Genomic DNA, 19,756 nt, shown 5'->3' with positions numbered 1-19,756 from the left:
CGTCCGGCGCGGGCAATAGTGAGTCAGGCCAACAACGAGTCGGCGCCCGGATCGGTGCGCAGCCGCTCGGGGACGGTGTAGACGTTCATCGTGTCGCCGCGGAGGAAGCCGATCAGACTCAGTCCGGCGTCGGCGGCGAGATCGACCGCCAGCGAACTCGGCGCCGAGACCGCGCCGAGCATCGGGATTCCGGCCATGACGGCTTTCTGCACCAGTTCGAACGACGCGCGCCCGCTCACGATCAGCACCAGATCATCGGCGGGCACCCTGGATTCGCGCAGTGCCCAGCCGATCACCTTGTCCACCGCGTTGTGCCTGCCGATGTCCTCGCGAACCGCCAGCGCTTGCCCGTCGGTGGTGAACAGGCCCGCCGCATGCAAGCCGCCGGTGGCTTCGAACACCGATTGGCGGTCACGCAGCATGCCGGGCATCGCGGCCAGTACCCGGGTGTCCACCACCGGGCCTGCGGCGGGCAGGGGGAATCGGGTGCGCTTGCGGACCTCGTCCAGGGCGGTCTTTCCGCACAGTCCGCAGGCTCCGGTGGTGAGGAACGAGCGGGTCGACACCGGCACGGGGGTGCGCAGGGTGACGTCGAGGACGTTATAGGTGTTGCGGCCCTGGTCGTCGGTGCCCGCGCAGTAGCGGGCCGCCACGATGTCCTCGGCGGAACCGATGACGTCTTCGCTCAGCAGGAATCCGTGCACCAGGTCGATGTCGTTGCCGGGGGTGCGCATGGTGACCGTCAGCGACTGCCCGTCGATGCGGATCTCGAGCGGTTCTTCGACGGCCAAGGTGTCCGGGCGCTGGATCTGCCCGCTGGGCGAGATCCGGCGCATCCGGCGGCGAGCGGTGACGCGGCTCATGCCGTGTTCCCTTCGGCGCGAGCACTGTCCTGCGGCCGGACCCGGCTGGTCATGCCTTGCTCGCCTCGAAACGAATGGTGACCGCTTTGGAGACTGGCGTGTTCGATCGTTTCGCGACGTGGTCCAGTGGCACCAGGGGATTGGTCTCGGGGTAGTAGGCGGCGGCGTTGCCGCGCGGTGTGGGGTAGGAGACCAGGCGGAAGCCTTCGACGCGGCGTTCGGTGCCGTCGGTCCACTCGGAGACGATGTCGACCAGATCGCCGTCGCGGAAACCGAACGCGGTGATGTCCTCGGGGTGGACCAGCACCACTTTGCGGCCGTTGTGGATGCCGCGGTAGCGGTCGTCCAGGCCGTAGATGGTGGTGTTGTACTGGTCGTGACTGCGCAGGGTTTGTAGGATCAGTCTGCCCGCGGGGACCGGCAGCCAGGTCAGCTCGTTGACCGCGAAGTTGGCCTTGCCGGTGGCGGTGCGGAATTCGCGGGCGTCGCGCGGCGGATGCGGTAGCTGGAAGCCGCCCCGGCCGCGAACTTTCGCGTTGTAGTCGGCGCAGCCGGGCACGACGCGGGCGATGGCGTCGCGGATGCTGTCGTAGTCACGGGCGAAGCGGGCCCACGGCACCGGGTGGTCGGGGCCCAGGACTGCCCGGGCGAGTTCGCAGACGATGGCGACTTCACTGCGCAGCTGGTCGCTGACCGGCCGCAACCGTCCGGTGGACAGGTGCACCATCGACATCGAGTCCTCCACGGAGACTTGATTCTTGGCGCCGTCCGGGGCCAGGTCGAGGTCGGTGCGCCCGAGCGTCGGCAGGATGAGCGCGGTACGGCCGTGCACGACGTGGCTGCGGTTGAGTTTGGTGGAGACCTGCACGGTGAGCGCGCAGTCGCGCAGCGCGGCTTCGGTCACGGCGGTGTCGGGGGTGGCGGAGACGAAGTTGCCGCCCATGCCGATGAAGACTTTCGCCTGTCCGTCGCGCATGGCGCGGATGGCGGCGACGGTGTCGAGGCCGTGCTCGCGCGGGCTGCTGATGCCGAATTCGCGGTCGAGGGCGTCGAGGAAGGCGTCGGGCATCTTCTCCCAGATGCCCATGGTGCGGTCGCCCTGCACATTCGAGTGACCGCGCACGGGGCACACACCCGTGCCCGGTTTGCCGATCATGCCGCGCAACAGCAGCAGATTGGTGGCCTCCTCGATGGTGGCCACCGCATGGGCCTGCTGGGTCAGGCCCATGGCCCAGCACAGGATGATGTTGCGCGAGCGGGCGAACAGCTCGGCAGTGTGCTCGAGTTCGGCCGCGGTGAGACCCGTCGCTTCCAGTACGGTGTCGAGATCGACTGTGCGCGCGTGCCTTTCGTATTCGGCGTAGCCCGCGCAGTGGGCGTCGACGAACGCCCGGTCGACCACCGTGCCCGGTGCGCGGTCCTCCGCTTCCAGCAGCAGGCGGCCGAGCGCCTGGAACAGGGCCAGGTCACCGCCGAGGCGGATCTGCAGGAAGTCGTCGGCGATCGGCACGCCGGTGGTGACGCCCTTGATCGTCTGCGGGTCGCGGAAGCCGAGCAGCCCGGTCTCGGGTAGGGGGTTCACCGCGACGATCCGGGTCCCGTTCGCCTTGGCCGCGGCCAGCGCGCTGAGCATCCGGGGATGATTGGTGCCCGGATTCTGTCCCGCGACGATGATCAGATCGGCCTTGGCGAAGTCGTCGATGGAGACCGAGCCCTTGCCGATCCCGATCGAGCTCGACAGCGCCGCGCCGGAGGACTCGTGGCACATGTTGGAGCAGTCCGGCAGATTGTTGGTGCCGTAGCTGCGCACCAGCAGCTGATAGAGGAACGCGGTCTCGTTGCTGGTGCGGCCGGAGGTGTAGAACACCGCCTCGTCCGGAGAGTCCAGCCCGCGTAGCGTGTCGGCGATCAAACGGTAGGCGTCGTCCCAGGCGATCGGCCGGTAGTGGGTGTCTCCGGGACGCAGCACCATCGGGTGGGTCAGCCTGCCCTGCTGCCCGAGCCAATAGCCGGATTTGTCGCTCAGGTCCGCCACCGAGTGGGTGGCGAAGAACTCGGGAGTCACCGTGCGCAGCGTGGCTTCCTCGGCGACGGCCTTCGCGCCGTTCTCGCAGAACTCGGCGGGCCTGCGATGGCCGCTCGGCTCCGGCCAGGCGCAGCCCGGGCAGTCGAAGCCGTGCACCTGATTGACCCGGGCCAGGGTGCGCGCCGTGCGGATGACGCCCATCTCCTCGATCGAGCGTTTCAACGCCACCGCCACGGCGGTGACGCCCGCGGCCTGCTCTTCGGGCGGGGTCACCGTCAGTTCGGACTCGTCGATGTCGCGGCTCGGTCCGTTTCGGTGCATGTCGCCATTGTGCTCCCCGCGCGATCCGGGCTCGACTCGACCGGTTGATCGGCCGTCCCCGGCGCGAGGCCGGTGAGCCGGGCGCGAAGCAGTCCGGTACACGGCCGTGGTGCGGCCTGGCCTCGGCCGTGCGAGGGCCGACCCGGAGCCCGGTTCCGCGAGCGCGGCGGCGCGGCGAGCCGTTCACGCTGTGCGGCGCCCTGGTGCGAGGCAGCCGCGAGCGCCGGGGTCATGACATGCTCGAACGGTGGTCGGCGCCGGTCCGGGTGCCCGATGCCGTGCGTGTGTGTGCGGGCGCGGCGACGCTGTTCGGGTACCCGGGCGCCGGTGCCGGCAGGCGAACTCGTCACCGCGGCCACTTTGCCAGGCGCCCTCGGCGGCTACGAACGGCGGCGCGCTCCCGCGATATCCGCAGTGCCCGTGCGCTGCTCGTCGCCTCGGTAGGTGAGGACCCGCTCGCTGATGCGGACCCGCCAGCCGGGCGGGAGCTCGGTCGGGGACGTGCTGATCCTGGTCCACTGGTCGGTGCCGGGACCGGCGATGAAGGTGCCGGAGGTAGCGGCGGCGTCCCGGATGTACACCTTGCCGCCGTCCACCGACACATAGGCGTGGACCCGCGAGACATGGCGATCGCGCTGGATGACGATCGGCGTGGCGGCGGCGGTGCGGACCGCCTCGTCCACCTGCGGTCCGCGCCCGATGACGTAGGCGCGGTCCAACGGGTAGGCCGCCCCCTCTTCGGTAACCAGCGCACCGACGGCGTCTCCGGACAGCGCCGCCGGGCTCATGGCTCGCGTTCCGCCGTTCTCGGGCGCTTTGCGCAGGGCGACCGGTTCGCGCGCGGGCTGCACCTGGGACCACGCCGGCGGTCGGTCCGGGACCGGCCGGGGCGGACGCGGTTTGGCGAAGGGGCGGACCGACTCGTTCGGCCTGGGTGTCGCTGGTGCGAGGGCGTCGGCGGCGCTGGTCTGCCGAGGGATCGGCGTTGCCTGTGCGGCGGCGTCGGACGCGCCGGTCGGTCGCGGAGCGGGCGATGCTTGCGCGACGGCGTCGGACGCGCCGGTCGGTTCCGGCATCGCCGCGAAACCGGCCGCCGCCGTCGCCTCGGGCTCGGCCTGTGCGGAAGGCTCGGACGTGCGTGGTTCGGCGGCTTTTCCGGTGCGTCGTACCGCGGCGTGCAGCACGAAGCCGCCGCCGGGGACCACGCCGGCGCGCAGGTCGGTGCGGGGCAAGGCGGTCGGCGGCTCGCCGGTGTCCGCGCCGATCGTGATGCGGCGCACCGGTTCGCGCACGATCTCGTCCACCCAAGTGAACGCACGCCCGCCGTCGAGGCGGCGGGTGCCCTCCGCGCCTTGGATCTCCGCGGTCACCGGTCCGCGCAACAGGATCAGCACGCCGTCCGCGGTCGGGGCGACCACACCGAACGGCGGCGGTTGGACGGTGCTGCCGAAGATCACCGCGGCCAAGCGTTGCGCCAGCGCGGCGCCGGGATGCTCGCCTTCGGCCACGGCTTCGATGGTGCCGAGTATTCGGTCCGTGGAGGTCGTTTCGGCCCCGAGGTATGCGACGACCGCACCGAAACGGGCGACGAGTCCGTCGCCCGGTGCGACACCCACGGTGGACGGTTTTCTGCGCACCCGCGCCCTCCTTCCCGGCGCACTACCGGCATACCGAAGCCAGCATAGAGCGTCGGCGACAACCGAACCGGGGTCTGCGCGCATCGCGAAGCGGACAGTGCGAACGTCTCGCCGTGTCATCGGATTCTCGAATCACGCTCTGTCGGGCGGGTTCTCGTGAGCGGTCGCCGCCAACCTTCGCAAAGGCTGTGAGCTGCATGTTGTGGTGTTTTCCGCAGCAAGCGGCCGGTCATGCCGAACAAGAGATACCGTGGTGCGAGTCACAGAATATGTATGGGCGCATCCGCCCGGCGGGACCGGGCGCGCTGCGTCCACCGCGGATCATCGGCGCACCCGTTGTGCTGCGCTCGGCGCGGCATGGCGCGCCGGTCGGCCGCGACCACGTCGAAGAGTCCTCGCACGCGATCGGGGCGACGTTCGGCGGCCTGCTCCGTCCCTCCGGATCGGCCTCTTCGCGGCAGCTCCGGACGCGCATGGACTTGCGCCGCTCACCCGAACGGCGTTCGTCCCTCGTTATGCTCGGCTCATGAGCGCAGCAGCCGTCAGCCGCAGGGCCCGCCCGGCCAAAGCTCCGCTGAGCCGCGAGGTGATCGTCGAGACCGGCCTGCGCATCCTGGACCGGGATGGAGCGGCGGCGCTGACCATGCGCCGGGTCGCACAGGACTTGGACACCGGCGCCGCCTCGCTGTACGTATACGTCGCCAATCGCGACGATCTGATGGCCGCCATGCTCGACCATGTCCTCGGTTCCGTCCCTGAGCCCGCCGGGGCGAGCTGGCGCGAGCGGCTCACCGAGCTGGTCGATGCCACGGTGGCGGCGATGAGCAGGCACGAAGGGCTGGCGCTCGTCGCGCTCGGTGTGATTCCGAGCAGTCCGAACGCCCTGCGGCTGGTGGAGCTGATGCTCGGTGCGCTCACCGAGGCGGGACTGGACGAGCTGACCGCGTCGTGGGCGGTGGACCTGCTGTTCCTGCACATCACCGCGTCGGCGTCCGAACAGAGTGCGCACCGCATCGGGGGCGGCAGCGAGCAGGAGTACCTCGCCGCGATCGAGCGTCGCTTCGCCGAACTGCCCGCCGACCGCTATCCGACCGTCGTGGCCATGCGGGATGCTCTGCTGGCGGGCGGCGGTGCGGCGCGCGCGGCCTGGGCCGTGCAAGTGCTGCTCAACGGCATCCTCGCCACGCGGGCGCAGTGAAATTCGCTGGCTCATGTCGTGGGGGCGGACCGACAATGGGCCGGTGATCCGACCCGCGACATCCCGAGACCTCCCCGTGCTCCAGGACATCGAGCGCGCGGCGGGTGAGCCGTTCGCGCGAATCGGGATGACGACCGTGGCCGACGACGAACCGCCCTCGCTGGCCACTCTGCGACAGTTCCAGCAGGCCGGGCGGGCCTGGGTGTGGACCGACGACGACCTGCCGATCGGCTACCTCGTCGCGGCAGTGGTCGACGGGAACGCCCACATCGAGCAGGTCTCGGTGCGCCCGGATCACGCCCGGCGCCGGATCGGCAAGCGCTTGCTCGACCAGGCCGCCCGATGGGCCGCCGTCGCGGGCCTACCCGCGATGACGCTGACGACGTTCACCGAGGTGCCGTGGAACGGGCCGTATTACGAGCGGCTCGGCTTCCGGTACCTGTCGGCGGGGGAGGAGACACCGGGGCTGGTCGCGCTGCGCGCCGCCGAGCAGGCCCACGGCCTCGACCGCTGGCCGCGCGCGTGCATGCGCGCGGAACTGTCCGCATGGTCGATGGACTGAGCCGCCCGGACGCGTCGTGCCGTCAGGCGAGGGCGCGTACGGCCGCGGGCGCCGCGGCGGCCCGATCTTCGGCGATCAGGCCGATGCGCGTGCGCCGATCCAGCAGGTCGTCGGCCTCCAGCGCGCCCTCGTGGGACACCGCGAACGCGAATTCGGCTCCGAGTACGTCGATTCCGGGCGCGACCGGCACGGCGAGGGCAGGATCACGGCGCGCCGCGGCCAGCACGGCGTCCGCCTCACCGCCGTAGCGTTCGATCAGCACCGGCGGCGCGTCGATGCGGTCGCGTGCCGCCCCGGAGACCGCGCCTACCAGTGGTAGCCGCCGGGTGCGGCACGGTGCCGCGGCGAGACCGTTGTGCGTGACGGCGGCGTCGATCACGTCCTCGGCCATCTTGCGGTAGGTGGTGAGTTTGCCTCCCACGATGGTGACGATCCCGCTCGGGGAACGCAGCACCGCGTGTTTGCGCGAGATGTCGGCGGTGCTGTCGTCGGCGGTCTCCAGCAGTGGGCGCAACCCGGCGTAGGAGCCGCGAATATCGGCGCGGGTCAGCGGCTCGCGCAGGGCGGGATTGATGGTGTCGAGCAGGAAATCGATCTCGCCGTCGGTGGCCTTCGGCTCGTCGGGAACCGGGCCCGGCGCGTCCTCGTCGGTCAACCCCAGGTACACCCGGCCGTGCGCGGCGGGGAAGGCGAAGACAAAGCGGCCGATGCTGCCGGGCACCGGTACGGTGAGCGCCGCGGACAGGCCGCCGAAGGACGCGGCGGAGAACACCAGGTGGGTGCCGCGGCTCGGGCGCAGCCGGATGCTCGGATCCACCTGATCGGCCCAGACTCCGGTGGCGTTCACCACGGCGCGCGGCCGCACCGCCAGGGTCTCGCCGGTGCGTGTGTCACGCAGGGTCGCCGAATTCCCGGTCACGTCGAGCGCTTCGACGCGGGTCAGAATGCGCGCGCCGTTGGCCGCCGCGGTGCGCGCCAGTGCGACGACCAAGCGCGCGTCGTCGACCAGCTGTCCGTCCCATGCCTGCAGCCCGCCGCGCAGGTCCGCGCGGCGCACGGTCGGTGCGAGCCGTACCGCCTCCGCGGCGGCGACGCGCCGGGACCGGGGCAGCAGCGCCGCGGGGGTGCCCGCACCACGCCGCAACAGATCACCCGCCAGGAAACCAGCGCGCACCAGTGCGGCTTGCGTCGTGCCGATATTCGGCAGCAGCGGGACCAGTTGGGGCAGCGGGCGCACCAGATGTGGCGCCGTGGTGCGCATGAGAATGCCGCGCTCCGAGGCGCTTTCGTGGGCGATGCCGACGCGGCCGCTCGCGAGATAGCGCAGACCGCCGTGCACCAGCTTGGAACTCCAGCGGCTGGTGCCGAAGGCCAGGTCGTGGCGTTCCACCAGCACGGTGCGCAGCCCGCGGGCCGCGGCGTCCAGCGCCGCGCCCGCGCCGGTGACGCCACCGCCGATCACCAGCACGTCGACCTCGGCGCCGTCGCCGAGCCGCGACAGATCCGCCGCACGGCGGGCGGCGTTCAACGCGGAGTCCCCGGTGCGCCCCGGATCAGTGCTCATCACAATGCCTTTCGGATACGGCGAGAAGGGTGCGAAGACGGCTCATCGCGCTTGTCTCCGGTCGGTGTCCTCGGTCGTCTCCCGGGCGTGGTCGTCCAGGTATCCGTCGATCGCGCGACGGAGTTCGGCGTCGAGGTGCTCGCCCGCCAGCAGCGGCGCGACGGTGCCCGCCGACTGCACCGCGGATTGGGCGATCAGCAGCAGCATCGTGGCCATCCGTTCCGGGTCGCCCCCGCGAATGGAGCCGTCCCGGTGGCCGTCGCGGATACCCGCCGCGAACAGCTCGATCAGAGCGCGCTGGTTGCGCCCCAGCCTGCCGAAGACGTAGGTGAGCATCAGATCGGTGTCGGTACGGAAGATCTTGCCGAACAGAGGATTCGACCGGACCGTCGCCGCTCCCGCGACCACGCCCTCGACCAGCCTGACGCGCGCGCTGCCCGCCGACGGCATGGTCGCCGCCACGATCCCGCGCAGCTCGCGGACCAGCAGCTCGGCCACCAGCGCGCCGGTGTCCGGCCAGCGGCGGTAGACGGTCGGCCTGCTGACGCCCGCTCGCCGCGCCACTTCGGTGAGGGTGGTGCGGCGCACGCCGAATTCCTCCACGCACGCGCGAGCGGCGTCGAGGATCGCCAGGTCGGTCGCCGAGAGGCGCTCGGCGGAGTCGTCAGGAGCGGTCAAGGTGTCACCACCGGGGGTTGATCGGCCGACGGCTGGCGTCGACCAAGGAAAATGGTCCGAATTTTCGTTACTGCTTGACAGTATATGTCAAACTGTAACGCATGGTGGAGACACGGCAGCACGCAGCGGGCGATACGGCTTCCGCGGCAAAGACCGGCGTGAGCGGATCGGCGGCGAGTATGGTCTGGGATGCCTGGGGAATCCCGGCTGGGCACCAGCCACTTTCGGAGCGGATCCGTGGTCTGCTGACGCAGGTGTTCGGGGTGTCCGGCGATCTGGTGGCGCGCCGCGATGAGGGCGACGTGCCACTGCGCGAATCGGCGTTGACGCCCGCGCGGCGAGCCGGATTGGTCGAGGTGGTCGGTTCCGAGAACGTGTCGGCCGACCACCGCGATCGGTTACGGCACGCAGGGGGGAAGAGCACACCCGATCTGCTGCGCCGCCGGGCCGAGGGCCCGCAGGACGCGCCGGACGCCGTCGTCTTCCCCGCCGACCACGACGAGGTGCTCGCCGTGCTCGCCTACTGCGCGGCGAACGCCGTCGCGGTGGTGCCGTTCGGCGGCGGCACCAGCGTGGTCGGCGGCGTCGAACCCGTGCGCGGTCGCTTCGACGCCGTGATCGCCCTGGATCTGCGCAGGCTGGACACGATCACCGCGATCGATCCGATCAGCGGCACCGCCACACTGGGCGCCGGACTCACCGGCCCGCGCGCGGAGGAACTGCTCGGCGTGCACGGCTTGTCCCTCGGGCACTTCCCGCAGAGCTTCGAGTTCGCCACCATCGGCGGCTTCGCGGCGACGCGATCCTCTGGCCAGGCTTCGGCGGGCTATGGCCGTTTCGACGACATGGTGCAGCGGCTGAAGATCGCCACGCCCAGTGGCACGCTCGTCCTCGGGCGCGCCCCCGCCTCGGCGGCGGGGCCGGACCTGCGTGAGCTGTTCGTCGGATCGGAGGGCACGCTCGGCGTGATCACCGCGGTCACCTTGCGCGTGCACCCGGTCCCGGAAACCGTCGCCTACCAGGCGTGGTCGTTTCCCGATTTCGCGACCGGCGCCGCAGCGTTGCGCGCGGTGGTGCAGGAGGGTGCGGCGCCGACCGTGCTCCGGCTGTCCGACGAGGCGGAGACCGGGATCAACCTCGCCCGCTCCGGCGATATCGGCGGCAATCCGGTGGCCGGATGTCTGGCCGTCACCACCTACGAGGGCAGTGCCGCGCACGTCGCCGCGCGCAGCGCGGAAGCGGGTGCGCTGCTGGCCGCGGCGGGCGGCTCGGCCCTGGGCGAGTCAGCGGCCAGGGAATGGGAGCACGGTCGTTTCGCCGCGCCGTACCTGCGCGACGCGCTCCTGGATGTCGGGGTGCTCTGTGAAACACTGGAAACCGCCACCACTTGGTCGAATCTGAGCGCGCTGAAGGAGAAGGTGACCGGGGCGCTGACCGATTCGCTCAGTGCGCAGGGGACGCCCCCGCTGGTCATGTGCCACATCTCGCACACCTACCCGACCGGTGCGTCGCTGTACTTCACCGTCGTCGCCAAGCAGTTGGACGACCCGCTGGCGCAGTGGCAGGCCGCCAAACGCGCCGCGGGCGACGCCATCGTCGCGGCGGGCGGCACCATCACCCACCACCACGCGGTGGGCACCGACCACCGCCCCTGGTTGCCGGACGAAGTGGGTGACCTCGGCGTGCGCGTCCTGCGCGCGGTGAAGGCCGAACTCGATCCGGCCGGCATCCTCAATCCGGGAAAGTTGGTGCCGTGACCGAATATTCGCCGGTACGCAAGGTCACCGTGGTGACCAACCCGCGGTCCGGGCACGGCAAGAGCGGCGCGGCGGCGAGCGCCGCGATCGCCCGTCTTCGCGCGGGTGGCGCCGAGGTCGCCGAGGTGTGCGCGCCCTCGGCCGTCGAAACGGTTCGGCAGGTGCGAGAAGTCATCGCGGGCGACGCACCGCCCGATGCCGTGGTCTGCGTCGGCGGCGACGGCCTGATCAACCTGACCCTTCAGGCCGTCGCGGAGACCGGCGTCCCGCTCGGCATGGTTCCCGCGGGCACCGGCAACGACCTGGCCAGGGAACTCGGTGTGCCGACCGACGACCCGCTCGCCGCCGCCGCGCTCGTGCTGCGCGGGCGGACCAGGACGATCGATCTCGGCCGGATCGAGTCGCCCGGCGCGCCGATGTGGTTCGCCACGGTGACCGGCACCGGATTCGACGCGCGAGTCACGCTGCGCGCCAATGAGATGCGCTGGCCGAAAGGCAGGCTGCGCTATACCGTCGCCGCGCTGGCCGAGATCTCCGGGCGCTTCACCGTTCCCTACCGCGTCGAGTTGGTGGACGCGGTGACCGACGGGCTGACCAACCCCGGCACGGGCTCGCTGCTGGAGACCGAGGCGGTCATGGTCGCGGTCGGCAACACCCGCACCTACGGCGGCGGCATGTTGATCTGCCCGGACGCGATCATGGACGACGGACTGCTCGACTTGACCGTGGTCGGCGCGCTGTCGCGGCGGGAGATGCTGCGCTTGCTGCCCGCGCTGTCGGCGGGGAAACGCCAGAATCACCCGGAGGTCAAGCAGTTCCGCGCCGCGGCCGTCACGTTGACCGCCGCGGGTGCGCCCGCCACGGCCGACGGCGAACCGGCGGGCACCCTGCCGCTCACCATCAGGGCCGTCCCGGCGGCACTGACCGTCCTGGTGCCCTGAGGCGCACCGAGGCGGCGGTTTCGCCGGTCAGGCGAAGGTCACGCACCCAAGGCGGTCGACGGCCGCGCGGTCGACGATGACGACCGACCGGGAACCGCGGGCCGCGGGTTCCGTCGCCACCACGCTCATCAATCGCCGCCAGCCGCGCACGTGCAGCCGGAAGGCCACGTGATTGATCCGCCGTCCGCGGCTGTGCTGGCCCGCCCTTGCCACCGGCGCGGGCACATCGAGCAGGAGCAGGTGCAATTCACGTCCCGCCGCCCAGCGCGCGATCAGAACGCGCGCCCACCGGAAGGTGGCGCAGTCGTGGATGACGACCGGGCCGTCGACCTCACGCAGCGCGGCGCGAACAGCGACGAAGTGCGCCACGTGCACCACCGGACGCCACAGCAGGTAGGGCAGCCACCAGAGTCTGGGCCGCCAGCGATTGCGCGCCTGCATCGAGTCGAGCACCAGCACCCCGGCGGGACTGTGCGACGGTGCGGTGGCCGCCGCGTCGGCGTCGAAGAATTTGCGCAAGGCGGTGCTCTTACCCGCGCCGGGGACGCCCGCGACGATCAGCGCCGCGGCGGCGGGGTATCGAATCTCCGCGACCGCGCGACCGCGTAGATCGTGCAGCGCGTCCGGGACCAGGATCGGCGGTCGCGGTTCGGGGGCGTGCCCGGGCACGGCTTCCAGCGGGGGGTTCACCTCTCCCAGCGTCCGCAGCCGAGACGGGTTCGGCATCCGGGAAAACCCCCGTTTTTCTTGGTGATTCGCCGAGTGAGATGCGCCTGGGGTGTTCACCCTTCCCAGAGTCCCGAGATTCCGTCCTTTCGGCAATACTGGACATTTCGGACACTATCGGTTCATGTGGGTTTCCGGCCCGCCGACCGCGCGCGAAGATGCATTCGTTCACCCTGGGACCCGAAAAGGCTGAGAATTTCCACCGGTCCCCGGCCCGCGCTACCGAACCAATGCGGTTGGCGGGTGTCGAATTCCGCGGCCTCGCCGGGGCCGAGCACCAGATCGTGTTCACCCAGCACCAGCCGGAGTCGTCCGGACAGGACGTAGAGCCACTCGAAACCCTCGTGCACTTTCGGGTCGGGCTCGCCACGCTCGGGCGGGATGATGATCTTGAACGCTTGCAACGGCCCCGGCTGCCGGGTCAGCGGAAGAATGCTGAGCCCGTTCATCTTCCGTGCCGTCGTGTGGACCCGAGGGTCGGCGATCCGCGGTGCGGCCACCAGTTCGTCCAACGGCACCTGGTGGGCCATCGCGATCGGCAGCAGCAGTTCCAGGCTGGCTTTTCGCTGGCCGGACTCGAGCCGCGACAGCGTGCTCTTGGAGATCCCGGTGCTTTCCGCAAGCGCGGTGAGCGTGACGTTGCGTCGAGTCCGCAGCGCTTTGAGTCGCGGACCGATGTCGGCGAGGGCTTGGGCGACGCCTGGTGGTGTGGACATGTCACCAGTGCACCGCGTCGTCCCGCATTTGGCAACAGTAGTTGCTGATATGCGCCGAGCGACGGCACTGTGTCGGTGGAGGTGATCGCGGATGAGCGAGACATATGACGTGGTGATCATGGGTGGCGGTGCGGCGGGGTTGTCCGCGGCGTTGGTCCTGGCCCGGGCGCGGCGGCGGGTCGCGGTGGTCGGAGGCGGCGCGCCGCGCAACGCGCCCGCCGAGCACATGCACGGGTTCCTGTCCCGGGACGGGATGCCGCCCGCGCAGTTGCTGGCGGCCGGAGCCGAGGAGGCGGCGGGCTACGGCGCGGAGGTGATCTCCGACGTCGTCGTCGGCGCGGAACGGGTGGGTGAGTCGGAGTTCGTGCTGCGGCTGCGGGGCGGTGCGACGCTGCGGGCGCGCCGCCTGCTGGTCGCGACCGGGCTGCGCGACGAACTGCCGCGGCTGCCCGGAGTGCGCGAACGATGGGGGCGCGACGTGCTGCACTGCCCTTATTGCCACGGCTACGAGGTGCGTGACCAGCCGCTCGGCGTGCTCGGCGGGCGGGAACCCGGCGCATCGGCGCGGGCGGTGCACTTGGCCCTGCTGCTGCCGCAGTGGTCGGACGACGTCATCTTGTTCCCGAACACGATGCCCCTGTCCGACGACGACCGCGCTCGCTTGGACGCGCGCGGCGTGCGGGTGCTCGACGGCGAGGTCGCCCGGTTCGTGGTGCAGGACCGGCTGCGCGGTGTGGAGCTGGCCGACGGGCGAGCGGTGCCGAGGACGGCGATGTTCGTCGCGCCGACCTTCCGCGCCAACGACGACGTGCTGGTGGCGCTCGGCTGCGCGTTCGACGACAGCGGCTGGGTGGTGACGGACGCCACCGGGCGCACCAGCGTGGCGGGCGTATGGGCCGCCGGTAATGTGAGCGATCCGGCTGCGCAGGTGATCTCCGCGGCGGGCGCGGGCTCGACCGCCGCGATCGCGATCAACGGCGACTTGGTGTCGGCCGACGTCACCGTGCCGGCCCGATAAGGGGAATATCCGGGGTAGAAAATGCCGGAAGCTGAGAATTGCTTATGGATTCCGAGTCCGGCCTCGGATCGCCGGTAAGCTACTGGCATAGGCGGAGTGTTCGGTGTCCCTCATCCACCGAAGACTCCGCCTTTCTTTGTCTCCGTCGTGAAATACCGCTCCGCGCGATTCGTCCGGAGCGCCCCGCGGGCCGATATCCCTCCCGATTTCCACAGCGCCGCCGCCCGGCGGATCCGCGGGTAGCGGCGAGCCGGGTCGACCGACCCGAAGTCGGCGCGGCGACGCGCTCTAGAATCGCGGGGTGACCAGCGCAGCCCCTGACAACACGCGTAATCGTGCCGATGCCCTCCCCAAGAGCTGGACTCCCAGCGAGGTGGAGGCCGAGATGTACGAGCGCTGGGTAGCCGCTGGCTATTTCACCGCCGACACCGGCAGCGGCAAGCCGCCCTACTCGATCGTGCTGCCGCCGCCGAACGTCACCGGCACGCTGCACATGGGCCACGCGCTCGACCACACCCTGATGGACACGCTGTCGCGCCGCAAGCGGATGCAGGGGTACGAGGTGCTCTGGCTGCCCGGCATGGACCACGCGGGCATCGCCACCCAGACCGTGGTGGAGAAGCAGCTCGCGGTGGACGGCAAGACGAAGGAAGACTTCGGCCGCGAACTGTTCGTGCAGAAGGTCTGGGATTGGAAGCGGGAATCCGGCGGCGCCATCCAGTGGCAGATGCGCGCGCTCGGTGACGGCGTCGACTGGAGCCGGGACCGCTTCACGATGGACGAAGGCCTGTCGCGCGCCGTGCAGACGATGTTCAAGCGGCTCTACGACGCGGGCCTGATCTACCGCGCCGAGCGGCTGGTGAACTGGTCGCCCGAACTGCGCACCGCGATCTCCGACATCGAGGTCAAGTACGAGGACGTGGAAGGCGAGCTGGTCTCGCTGCGCTACGGCTCGCTCCGCGACGACGAACCGCACGTCGTCGTCGCCACCACCCGGGTGGAGACCATGCTCGGCGACACGGCGGTGGCCGTGCATCCGGAGGACCCGCGCTACCGGGCGCTGATCGGCACGACCCTGGAGCATCCGATCACCGGACGGCAGATCCCCATCATCGCCGACGACTACGTCGATCCCGAATTCGGCTCCGGCGCGGTGAAGATCACACCGGCGCACGACCCCAACGACTTCGAGATGGGTCTGCGGCACGGGCTGCCGATGCCGACGATCATGGACGAGCGCGGCCGGATCACCGGCACCGGAACCGAATTCGATGGCATGGACCGCTTCGAGGCCCGCGTCAAGGTGCGCGAGCGGCTCACGCGAGAAGGCCGTGTGGTCGCCGAGAAGCGGCCGTACCTGCACTCCGTGGGGCACTCCGAGCGCACCGGCGAGCCGATCGAGCCGCGCCTGTCCATGCAGTGGTGGGTGAAGGTCGAGTCGCTGGCCAAGGCCGCAGGCGACGCCGTGCGCAGCGGCGACACCGTGATCCACCCCAAGAGCCAGGAGCCGCGCTGGTTCGGCTGGGTCGACGACATGCACGACTGGTGCATCTCGCGTCAGCTGTGGTGGGGCCACCGCATCCCGATCTGGTATGGCCCCGAGGGCGAAGTGGTGTGCGTCGGGCCCGACGAGCAGGCGCCCGAGGGCTGGGTGCAGGACCCGGACGTCCTCGACACCTGGTTCTCCTCCGGCCTGTGGCCGTTCTCCACGATGGGCTGGCCGCACGCCACCGCCGAACTCGAGAAGTTCTATCCCACAAGCGTGCTCGTCACCGGCTACGACATCCTGTTCTTCTGGGTGGCGCGGATGATGATGTTCGGCACCTACGTCGCCGAGGACGCCGTGCTGACCACGGGCAAGGGCGGCGCGCGGCAGGTGCCGTTCAAGGACGTGTTCCTGCACGGCCTGATCCGCGACCAGTTCGGCAAGAAGATGTCCAAGTCGCGCGGCAACGGCATCGACCCGCTGGACTGGATCAACGCCTTCGGCGCCGACGCCACGCGCTTCACCCTCGCACGCGGCGCGCAGCCCGGCGGCGACCTCTCGGTCGGCGAGCCGCATGTGCTCGCCTCGCGCAGTTTCGTGACGAAGGTGTTCAACGCGACCAAGTTCGCGCTGATGAACGGCGCGCGGGTGGGCGACCTGCCCGATCGCGCACAGCTCACCGACGCCGATCGCTGGATCCTGGACCGGCTGGACGCGGTGCGCGCCGAAGCGGACGCCGCGTTCGACGCCTACGAGTTCGGCAAGGCGTGCGAGGCGCTCTACCACTTCGCCTGGGACGAGCTGTGCGACTGGTACCTCGAGCTGGCCAAGGTGCAGTTCGCCGCCGACGGCGCGCGTGCGGAAGCGACCCGGTTGGTGCTCGGTACCGTGCTCGACGCGGTGCTGCGCCTGCTGCACCCCGTCGTGCCGTTCGTCACCGAGGCGTTGTGGCAGGCGCTGACCGGCGGCGAGTCGATCGTGATCGCGCCGTGGCCGCAGGCCTCCGGGGTGCCCTTGGACCAGGAGGCGGCGCAACGTATCTCCGACACCCAGCGGTTGATCACGGAGATCCGGCGGTTCCGCAGCGACCAAGGCTTGGCGGACAAGCAGAAGGTCGCGGCCAAGCTGATCGGGGTCGGCGAGGCGGGGCTCGGCGAGCAGGCGGCGTCGGTCGCCAACCTGGCGCGGCTCACCGAGCCGGACGCGGGCTTCGCCGCGACCGCGTCGGTGGAGGTCCGCCTGAGCGCCGGGACGGTCACCGTGGAGCTGGACACCTCGGGCGCGGTCGACCTGGACGCCGAGCGCCGCAGGCTGGAGAAGGATCTGGCCGCCGCGCAGAAGGAACTCCATGGCACCGCCGCCAAGCTCGGCAACGAGGCGTTCTTGGCCAAGGCGCCCGACCACGTGGTCGAGAAGATCCGCGGCAGGCAGCAGGTCGCCGCGGACGAGGTGGCGCGCATCGGGGCCCGACTTGCGGAGTTGAGCGGCAAGTGAACCACGAGCCGGAACCGCAATACGGCGACGAGGGCCGTGGCGGCGGAGCGCGGCTCGGCTCCGGTCCGTCGCCGGTGGAACTGGCCGAGATGGCGCTGGTCGAGGCGGAACTCGACCAGCGCTGGCCGGAGACCAAGATCGAACCGTCGCTCACCAGGATCGCCACGCTGATGGATCTGCTCGGCTCGCCGCAGCAGAACTATCCGGCGATCCACATCGCGGGCACCAACGGCAAGACGTCGGTGACCAGGATGATCGACGCGCTGCTCACCGCACTGCATCGGCGCACCGGCCGGATCACCAGTCCGCATCTGCAGCTGGCCACCGAGCGGATCAGCATCGACAACGCGCCGATCACCCCGGCGAGGTATGTGGAGATCTATCGCGAACTGCTGCCGTTCGTCGAGATGATCGACAAGCAGTCGGCGGCCGCGGGCGGGCCCGCGATGAGCAAGTTCGAGGTGCTCACCGGCATGGCCTACGCCGCCTTCGCCGAGGCGCCGGTCGATGTCGCGGTCGTCGAGACGGGAATGGGCGGCACCTGGGACGCCACCAACGTCATCGACGGGCAGGTGGCGGTGATCACGCCGATCGGCCTGGACCACACCGATTACCTGGGTCCGGACCTGGCCTCGATCGCGGGGGAGAAGGCCGGGATCATCAAGCGCGCCCCGGAGAGCCTGGTGCCGCGCGACAACGTCGCGGTGATCGCGCAGCAGGAACCCGAGGCGATGGAGGTGCTGCTGCGCCGCGCCGTCGAGGTGGACGCCGCGGTCGCGCGCGAGGGCTCGGAGTTCCGCGTGCTCGCCCGGCAGATCGCGGTGGGCGGGCAGCAACTCGAGTTGCAGGGCCTGGGCGGGGTGTACGACGAGATCTTCCTGCCGTTGCACGGCGAGCATCAAGCGCGCAACGCGGTGCTCGCGCTCGCGGCGGTGGAGGCTTTCTTCGGTGCGGGCGCGCAGCGCAGGCTCGACATCGACGCCGTGCGCGCGGGCTTCGCGAGCGTCACCAGTCCCGGGCGGATGGAGCGGATGCGCAGCGCGCCCACCATCTTCATCGACGCCGCGCACAATCCGGCGGGCGCGCGGGCGCTGGCCGCGGCGCTGACCGACGAATTCGACTTCCGCAAGTTGGTCGGCGTGGTCGCGGTGCTCGGTGACAAGGACGCCGACGGTATCCTCACCGCGTTGGAGCCGGTGTTCGACGAGATCGTCGTCACCAGCAACGGGTCGCCCCGCGCGCTGGACGTGGAGACCCTCGCCGACCTCGCGGTCCAGCGGTTCGGCGACGAGCGCGTGGTATCCGCCGCCACCCTGCCCGACGCGCTGGAGACCGCGATCGCGATCGCCGAGGAAGTGGGCGACGCGGGCGAGATGGTGTCCGGCGCGGGAGTGATCATCACGGGATCGGTCGTCACGGCGGGCGCGGCTCGCGCGCTGTTCGGAAAGGACCCGGCGTGAGCGCCAGGTGCGTGCACCGCGGCCCACTCGACCATCGTGGGACCGGGAACCACCGCATGAGCGCCGGTCACCGCACGAGCCCGGCGGATGCCGAGGAGGGCACAGCATGAGCGAACCGGCCGAACGAGACGAGCAGTCGGTGCCCGCGCCCGCGACCGACCCGTGGAAGGGCTTCCGCGGGGTGATGGCGGGCACGCTGGTGCTCGAGGCGATCGTGGTGTTGCTCGCGTTGCCGGTGGTTGCCGACGTCGGCGGCGGCGTGACCTGGTTGTCCGGCACCTATCTCGTGGTGCTCGCGGTGGTGATGTTCCTCGGGGCCGGGTTGCAGCGGCGGTCCTGGGCGCTGCCGTTCAACCTCGGGTTGCAGGTCCTGGTGCTGCTCGGCGCGTTCATCCATGTGTCCATCGGCGTCATCGGTGTGGTGTTCGCCGTGGTCTGGGGCTTCATCCTGGTGCTGCGCGCCGACGTGCGCGGCCGGATGGAGAAAGGGCTGCTGCCGAGCCAGCGCATCCAGCGGTCGTAGCCGCAGGGCCGCCAAGGACGCTGCGGGTCGCACTTTTTCCGGCGGAGGTCTCCCTGCCGAGCGCCCGGGAAGCCGATCAGCCCGACCGCTGGTGCGGTGCCCGGAAGTATGCCGGATAGGCTGTGCGCCGTGACTGAGCAGACGTTGGTACTCATCAAGCCGGACGGTGTGGCCCGTGGCCTTGTCGGCGAGGTGCTGGCACGGATCGAGCGCAAGGGCCTGAAGATCGTCGCCCTGGAGCTGAAGCACGTGTCGGAGGAACTGGCCAAGGGCCACTACGCCGAGCACGCCGAGAAGCCGTTCTTCGGGTCCCTGATCGAGTTCATCACCTCGGGCCCGGTCGTCGCGGCCATCTTGGAGGGCCCGCGCGCCATCGCCGCGTTCCGCCAGATCGCGGGCGGCACCGACCCGGTCGAAAAGGCGGTGCCCGGCAGCATTCGCGGAGACTTCGCTCTGGAGACCCAGGAGAACCTGGTCCACGGCTCCGATTCACCCGAATCGGCCAAGCGGGAGATCGCCCTCTGGTTCCCCGAACTGCCCGCCTGACCGAGTCTCGATCGTCGTGCCCGCGCCGCCGCGAGACCCGCGTTCGCGCCGCGGGCGGGACCGAGTCGAGCGCCGATGGCGAACGCCCGGCGCGCGGTATGGGATACTGGCATCGGCTGCTTTCGACGCCGACTGTTCGTGCAGGTGCGCGAACGAAACGTGACGAGGGCAGCCGGATGACACCACGGTTCGATGCCGATCATCGCTGCCATGGACAAACGGCCTGGTCACCGGGTCCGC

The 19,756-nt window shown here is 70.6% G+C and carries 16 protein-coding genes; 9 read left to right on the top strand and 7 right to left on the bottom strand.

Annotated features, from left to right (window positions below):
• Positions 1–23: 23 nt before the first annotated feature.
• From fdhD to ABZ824_RS28100, 3 genes are all read right to left on the bottom strand, one after another.
• Complete coding sequence (gene fdhD / locus ABZ824_RS28110) at positions 24–863, bottom strand: formate dehydrogenase accessory sulfurtransferase FdhD (protein ID WP_356966511.1); 840 nt, start codon at positions 861–863, stop codon at positions 24–26.
• A gap of 49 nt (positions 864–912) precedes the next feature.
• Complete coding sequence (locus ABZ824_RS28105; RefSeq protein WP_356966509.1) at positions 913–3,210, bottom strand: FdhF/YdeP family oxidoreductase; 2,298 nt, start codon at positions 3,208–3,210, stop codon at positions 913–915.
• 380 nt (positions 3,211–3,590) lie between these two features.
• Positions 3,591–4,847 carry an FHA domain-containing protein gene (locus ABZ824_RS28100; protein WP_356966507.1) on the bottom strand — a complete coding sequence of 419 codons (1,257 nt, stop codon included), beginning with the start codon at positions 4,845–4,847 and terminating at the stop codon, positions 3,591–3,593.
• 526 nt (positions 4,848–5,373) lie between these two features.
• On the opposite strand from ABZ824_RS28100, the gene ABZ824_RS28095 reads away from it, so the two are divergent.
• Both ABZ824_RS28095 and ABZ824_RS28090 read left to right on the top strand, forming a co-directional pair.
• Positions 5,374–6,045, top strand: a complete 672-nt coding sequence (locus ABZ824_RS28095) for a TetR/AcrR family transcriptional regulator C-terminal domain-containing protein (RefSeq protein ID WP_356966505.1) — start codon at positions 5,374–5,376, stop codon at positions 6,043–6,045.
• A 43-nt stretch (positions 6,046–6,088) separates the two neighbouring features.
• Positions 6,089–6,607: a GNAT family N-acetyltransferase gene (locus ABZ824_RS28090; protein ID WP_356966503.1), complete on the top strand. Its 519-nt coding sequence runs from the start codon at positions 6,089–6,091 to the stop codon at positions 6,605–6,607.
• 22 nt (positions 6,608–6,629) lie between these two features.
• Here ABZ824_RS28090 and ABZ824_RS28085 read toward each other — a convergent pair whose 3' ends face one another.
• Entirely contained in the window at positions 6,630–8,171 is a 1,542-nt protein-coding gene (locus tag ABZ824_RS28085) for a glycerol-3-phosphate dehydrogenase/oxidase (RefSeq protein ID WP_356966501.1), read from the bottom strand.
• Between the two features lie 42 nt (positions 8,172–8,213).
• Positions 8,214–8,849: a helix-turn-helix domain-containing protein gene (locus ABZ824_RS28080; RefSeq protein ID WP_356966500.1), complete on the bottom strand. Its 636-nt coding sequence runs from the start codon at positions 8,847–8,849 to the stop codon at positions 8,214–8,216.
• A 179-nt stretch (positions 8,850–9,028) separates the two neighbouring features.
• Here ABZ824_RS28080 and ABZ824_RS28075 point away from each other — a divergent pair, with 179 nt between their 5' ends.
• The gene (locus tag ABZ824_RS28075) at positions 9,029–10,606 is read left to right on the top strand and encodes an FAD-binding oxidoreductase (RefSeq protein WP_356966605.1); all 1,578 of its coding nucleotides are present in this window, start codon (positions 9,029–9,031) and stop codon (positions 10,604–10,606) included.
• Positions 10,603–11,547: a diacylglycerol kinase gene (locus ABZ824_RS28070; protein WP_356966498.1), complete on the top strand. Its 945-nt coding sequence runs from the start codon at positions 10,603–10,605 to the stop codon at positions 11,545–11,547. The genes ABZ824_RS28075 and ABZ824_RS28070 overlap by 4 nt, the downstream gene beginning before the upstream one ends.
• A 27-nt stretch (positions 11,548–11,574) precedes the next feature.
• Here ABZ824_RS28070 and ABZ824_RS28065 read toward each other — a convergent pair whose 3' ends face one another.
• Both ABZ824_RS28065 and ABZ824_RS28060 read right to left on the bottom strand, forming a co-directional pair.
• Positions 11,575–12,273, bottom strand: a complete 699-nt coding sequence (locus tag ABZ824_RS28065; protein ID WP_356966496.1) for a hypothetical protein — start codon at positions 12,271–12,273, stop codon at positions 11,575–11,577.
• A gap of 122 nt (positions 12,274–12,395) precedes the next feature.
• Entirely contained in the window at positions 12,396–12,989 is a 594-nt protein-coding gene (locus ABZ824_RS28060; protein ID WP_355072278.1) for an XRE family transcriptional regulator, read from the bottom strand.
• 91 nt (positions 12,990–13,080) lie between these two features.
• On the opposite strand from ABZ824_RS28060, the gene ABZ824_RS28055 reads away from it, so the two are divergent.
• The 5 genes from ABZ824_RS28055 (at position 13,081) to ndk (ending at position 19,516) form a co-directional block, all read left to right on the top strand.
• Positions 13,081–14,007 carry an NAD(P)/FAD-dependent oxidoreductase gene (locus ABZ824_RS28055; protein ID WP_356966494.1) on the top strand — a complete coding sequence of 309 codons (927 nt, stop codon included), beginning with the start codon at positions 13,081–13,083 and terminating at the stop codon, positions 14,005–14,007.
• 301 nt (positions 14,008–14,308) lie between these two features.
• Complete coding sequence (locus tag ABZ824_RS28050) at positions 14,309–16,987, top strand: valine--tRNA ligase (protein WP_356966492.1); 2,679 nt, start codon at positions 14,309–14,311, stop codon at positions 16,985–16,987.
• A gap of 89 nt (positions 16,988–17,076) precedes the next feature.
• Positions 17,077–18,447, top strand: coding sequence for a folylpolyglutamate synthase/dihydrofolate synthase family protein (locus tag ABZ824_RS28045; RefSeq protein WP_355072950.1), 1,371 nt, complete (start codon positions 17,077–17,079; stop codon positions 18,445–18,447).
• Positions 18,448–18,553: 106 nt separating this feature from the next.
• Positions 18,554–18,970 (top strand): DUF4233 domain-containing protein, encoded by a 417-nt coding sequence (locus ABZ824_RS28040; RefSeq protein ID WP_355072284.1) that lies wholly within the window; start codon positions 18,554–18,556, stop codon positions 18,968–18,970.
• A gap of 129 nt (positions 18,971–19,099) precedes the next feature.
• Positions 19,100–19,516 (top strand): nucleoside-diphosphate kinase, encoded by a 417-nt coding sequence (gene ndk, locus ABZ824_RS28035; RefSeq protein WP_355072286.1) that lies wholly within the window; start codon positions 19,100–19,102, stop codon positions 19,514–19,516.
• Positions 19,517–19,756 lie beyond the last annotated feature (240 nt).

The organism is Nocardia sp. NPDC047038 (assembly GCF_040644075.1).
Classification (GTDB): domain Bacteria; phylum Actinomycetota; class Actinomycetes; order Mycobacteriales; family Mycobacteriaceae; genus Nocardia; species Nocardia sichangensis.
This window is presented reverse-complemented; position numbering and strand designations above follow the sequence as displayed.

What these genes read in the sequence shown, in the direction of transcription:
- fdhD (WP_356966511.1), bottom strand. Translation starts at nt 863, where the DNA reads ATGAGCCGCGTCACCGCTCGCCGCCGGATGCGCCGGATCTCGCCCAGC.
- ABZ824_RS28105 (WP_356966509.1), bottom strand. Translation starts at nt 3,210, where the DNA reads ATGCACCGAAACGGACCGAGCCGCGACATCGACGAGTCCGAACTGACG.
- ABZ824_RS28095 (WP_356966505.1), top strand. Translation starts at nt 5,374, where the DNA reads ATGAGCGCAGCAGCCGTCAGCCGCAGGGCCCGCCCGGCCAAAGCTCCG.
- ABZ824_RS28085 (WP_356966501.1), bottom strand. Translation starts at nt 8,171, where the DNA reads ATGAGCACTGATCCGGGGCGCACCGGGGACTCCGCGTTGAACGCCGCC.
- ABZ824_RS28075 (WP_356966605.1), top strand. Translation starts at nt 9,029, where the DNA reads ATGGTCTGGGATGCCTGGGGAATCCCGGCTGGGCACCAGCCACTTTCG.
- ABZ824_RS28065 (WP_356966496.1), bottom strand. Translation starts at nt 12,273, where the DNA reads ATGCCGAACCCGTCTCGGCTGCGGACGCTGGGAGAGGTGAACCCCCCG.
- ABZ824_RS28060 (WP_355072278.1), bottom strand. Translation starts at nt 12,989, where the DNA reads ATGTCCACACCACCAGGCGTCGCCCAAGCCCTCGCCGACATCGGTCCG.
- ABZ824_RS28055 (WP_356966494.1), top strand. Translation starts at nt 13,081, where the DNA reads ATGAGCGAGACATATGACGTGGTGATCATGGGTGGCGGTGCGGCGGGG.
- ABZ824_RS28045 (WP_355072950.1), top strand. Translation starts at nt 17,077, where the DNA reads ATGGCGCTGGTCGAGGCGGAACTCGACCAGCGCTGGCCGGAGACCAAG.
- ABZ824_RS28040 (WP_355072284.1), top strand. Translation starts at nt 18,554, where the DNA reads ATGAGCGAACCGGCCGAACGAGACGAGCAGTCGGTGCCCGCGCCCGCG.